The organism is Hydrogenophaga sp. (assembly GCF_051007235.1).
Taxonomy (GTDB): Bacteria; Pseudomonadota; Gammaproteobacteria; order Burkholderiales; family Burkholderiaceae_C; genus Hydrogenophaga.
This window is the reverse complement of record NZ_JBPCSJ010000497.1, coordinates 1-3,497: the sequence shown is the minus strand read 5'-3', so window position 1 is coordinate 3,497 and position 3,497 is coordinate 1. Positions and strand designations below refer to the sequence as shown.

The window sequence follows — 3,497 nt, the reverse complement described above, 5'->3', positions numbered from 1 at the left end:
GGTTGGCGCCGTCGATCACCGCGGCCTCCAGCGTCTCCTCCGGAATGCCGCGCAGCGCCGAGGACAGGATGACCATGGCAAAGCCGGTCTGGATCCAGATCAGGATCGCCATCAGGAAGAAGTTGTTCCAGAACGGCACCGTCACCCAGGCCTGGGCTTCCATGCCCATGCCCTGCACGATGGCGTTGAGGATGCCGATCTGTTCGTTGTCCGGGCCGCGGAAGTCGTAGACGAATTTCCAGATCACGCTGGCGCCGACGAAGCTGATGGCCATGGGCATGAAGACCAGGGTCTTGGCGGCGTTGCCCCACCAGACGCGGTCGGCCAGCACGGCCACCACCAGGCCCAGCGCGGTGGACGCAGCGGGCACCACCAGCAGCCACAGGAAGTTGTTGCGGATGGTGATGAAGAAGTTCTCGTCGGTGAACACCCAGACGTAGTTCGCCAGGCCGACGAAGCCCTCGCCGGTGGCGTCCATGAAGCTCAGCCGGAAGGTTTCAAGGAAGGGGTACACCAGGTACACCCCCAGCAGCAGCAGGGCGGGTGCGATGAAGAGCCAGGGGCGCACGCCCTCGCGCAGCGCTTCACGCTTGAGGCGCGGCATCGAAGGCCGCGCCAGGATGTTGTCGAGCAGCCAGTTGCTGCCCGCGAAGTACAGCAGGCAGACGCCCACACTGACCACCACGGCCAACAGTGTCTGGAGGATTGAATCGGTCATGGTGGTCAGGCGGAAAGGAACGATGAACGGAGCGAGAACCGGTGGCGCGCCGCGCCGCTGTCCAGCGGCAGCCGCAGAACCGGCTTTGCCGGGCTGCTGGCTGCGCCCCCCTGGAGGGGGGTGACGCCGGAGGCGGCGCGGGGGGTGCTCACTTCAACGCTTCCCATCTCTTCTGGATGTCATCGGCCACAGCCTGGGCGGACTTGCCACCCGAGTAGTCGACCATGCCCTTCCAGAAGCTGCCGGCACCGACGGCGCCGGGCATCAGGTCGGAACCGTCGAAGCGGAAGGTGGTCGCGCCCAGCAAGATCTCGCCCTGCTTGCGCTGGCCCTTGGTCTTGTACTTGGCCAGGTCCACGCCCTTGTGCGGGGTCAGGAAGCCGCCTTCGGCCATCCAGATCTCATGGGCCTGCGGGTGCTGCAGGTACTCCATGAAGGCGCGGGCGCCCTTGCTGTCCTTGGTGATCGTCATGATCGTGCCGCCGCCCAGCACCGGGTTGCCCAGGTTCTTGGCCTTGTAGGACGGGAAGTAGAAGAAGTCGGCGTCATCGGCCTTGCCTTCGGGGAAGAAGGCCGGGATGAACGAGGCCTGGCGGTGCATGTAGCACTTGGGCGGCGAGCCGAACAGACCCTTGGGGCTGTCCTTGAAGCTCACCGTGGCCACCGCCTTGGCGCCACCGTCCACATACGCGTCGTTGCGGGCGAACCAGCCGTAGGCGTCGATGGCTTCGACGACGCGCTTGTCGTTGAACTTCATCTTGTTGCTGGTCCAGTCGTCGTAGACCTGCGGGCTCTGGGTGCGCAGCATCATGTCCTCGACCCAGTCGGTCGCGGGCCAGCCGGTGGCCGCGTCCGAGCCCAGGCCGATGCACCAGGGCTTGCCACCGTCGGCGGCGATCTTCTTGGTCAGGTCCTGCAGCTCCTCCATGGTCTTGGGCACTTTGTAGCCCTTTTCCTTGAAGTTCTCGGGGATGTACCAGACCAGGCTCTTGACGTTGACGTTGTAGAACAGGCCGTAGAAGTTGTTCTTGCCGTCCTTGCCTTTGTAGGTGCCCAGGTCGGCCCACGAGCTGCCGGCGGCGAAGTTGGACTTGACCCAGTCGCGCGACTTGTCGCCCAGCGGCACCAGGCCACCGATGGCGGCCATGTTGGCGGCCAGACCGGGCTGCGGGAACACCGAGATGTTGGACGGCGAGCCGGCCTTGATGTCGATCACGATCTGCTGCTCGGAGCTTTGCGAGCACGAGTGCTTCACGGTGGCGCCGGTGGCCTTCTCGAAGTTGGCGATCACCTTCTTGAAGAAGCCTTCTTCAGCGCCGGTCCAGGGGCAGGTGATGGTGACGGTCTCACCCTTGAGGTTGGGACCCTTGTAGTCGGCGGCCTGTGCGGTGGCGCCCAGGCTGCCCAGTGCCAGTGCTGCAGCGCCGGCGATGGTGGTGGTTTTGAACATCGTGCTTGTCTCCTCGTTGGTGCTTTGCGGCCCATCCGCACAGCGGGTGAAAAAAGGGGGCTGTCAGATCCGCCGGCCGGCGGCGTCGAAGCGGTACAGGTGCTCGGGCAGGGATCCCAGGCGCAGCGATTGGCCGGGCTGCACGGTCACCGTGCCTTCGACCCGGGCGGTCAGTTCGCCCAGTGCGCCGGCGTCGATGTAGGCAAAGGTTTCGTTGCCCAGCATCTCGGCGTGGCGCAGGCTGCCCTCGATGGGGCCGTCGGCCTGCAGCCGCAGGTGCTCGGGCCGCACGCCCACGCAGTGCGCGCCCTGCGCCTGGGCATGGGGCCCCTCGATGAAGTTCATCTGCGGCGAGCCGATGAAGCCCGCCACGAAGCGCGTGGCCGGGCGGTGGTAGAGCTCCAGCGGCGCGCCCACCTGTTCGATCCGGCCCTTGTTGAGCACCACGATCTTGTCGGCCAGCGTCATGGCCTCGACCTGGTCGTGGGTCACGTAGATCATGGTCGCACCGAGGCGGCGGTGCAGCGTGGCCAGCTCCACCCGCATCTTGGTGCGCAGCGCCGCGTCCAGGTTGGACAGCGGCTCGTCGAACAGGAACACCTTGGGGTTGCGCACGATGGCGCGCCCGATGGCCACGCGCTGGCGCTGACCGCCCGACAAGGCCTTGGGCAGGCGTTGCAGGTAGTCGCCCAGCTGCAGGATGCCGTCGGCCTCGTTCACGCGGCGCTGGATCTCGTCCTTGGGCACCTTGGCGATCTTCAGGCCGAAGGCCATGGAGTCGTAGACCGTCTTGTGCGGGTAGAGCGCGTAGCTCTGGAACACCATGGCCACGCCGCGCTCGCTCGGAGGCAGATCGTTGACGACCTGCTCACCGATCTCCAGCGTGCCGCTGCTGATGTCCTCCAGGCCCGCGATCATGCGCAGCAGCGTGGTCTTGCCGCAGCCCGAGGGCCCCACAAACACCGCGAACTCGCCGGGCTCGATGTCCAGGTCCACGCCGTGGATCACGTCCACTCGGCCGTAGCTCTTCTTGATGTCACGCAAACGCAAACCGGACTGCGCCATGGGAAAACCTTTCGTGTCGGCTGCCGGACGATGGCGTGCCGGCAGCGGTCAGTACGCCTGACCGTCACAAAATTACAGCACCAGTGCAATCGATTGCATGATGGGGTTTGCCCTATGTCGCAGGAACAAAGTGGTTACGAAAACCAGTGCGCGGCTGTGGAGCGGCGTGGCTTGAGGGTGTGAGCGATCCGGTGCCGGGCCGCCCCAAGGCGCAGCAGCCCCTCGGGCGGCAGCGCCCCGCGTCAGCGGCGGAGCGTGGGGGTG

3 protein-coding genes are annotated in these 3,497 nt (G+C 65.9%); all 3 read right to left on the bottom strand.

Features of this window, described 5'->3' with window-relative positions; all coding sequences use genetic code 11:
* On the bottom strand, positions 1–718 hold a 718-nt coding region (locus ACR2JA_RS17440; RefSeq protein WP_434010334.1), incomplete at its 3' end, for a carbohydrate ABC transporter permease.
* 148 nt (positions 719–866) lie between these two features.
* The gene (locus ACR2JA_RS17435; protein ID WP_434010333.1) at positions 867–2,168 is read right to left on the bottom strand and encodes an ABC transporter substrate-binding protein; all 1,302 of its coding nucleotides are present in this window, start codon (positions 2,166–2,168) and stop codon (positions 867–869) included.
* A 63-nt stretch (positions 2,169–2,231) separates the two neighbouring features.
* Positions 2,232–3,233 (bottom strand): ABC transporter ATP-binding protein, encoded by a 1,002-nt coding sequence (locus ACR2JA_RS17430; RefSeq protein ID WP_434010332.1) that lies wholly within the window; start codon positions 3,231–3,233, stop codon positions 2,232–2,234.
* Between the last annotated feature and the right edge of the window lie 264 nt (positions 3,234–3,497).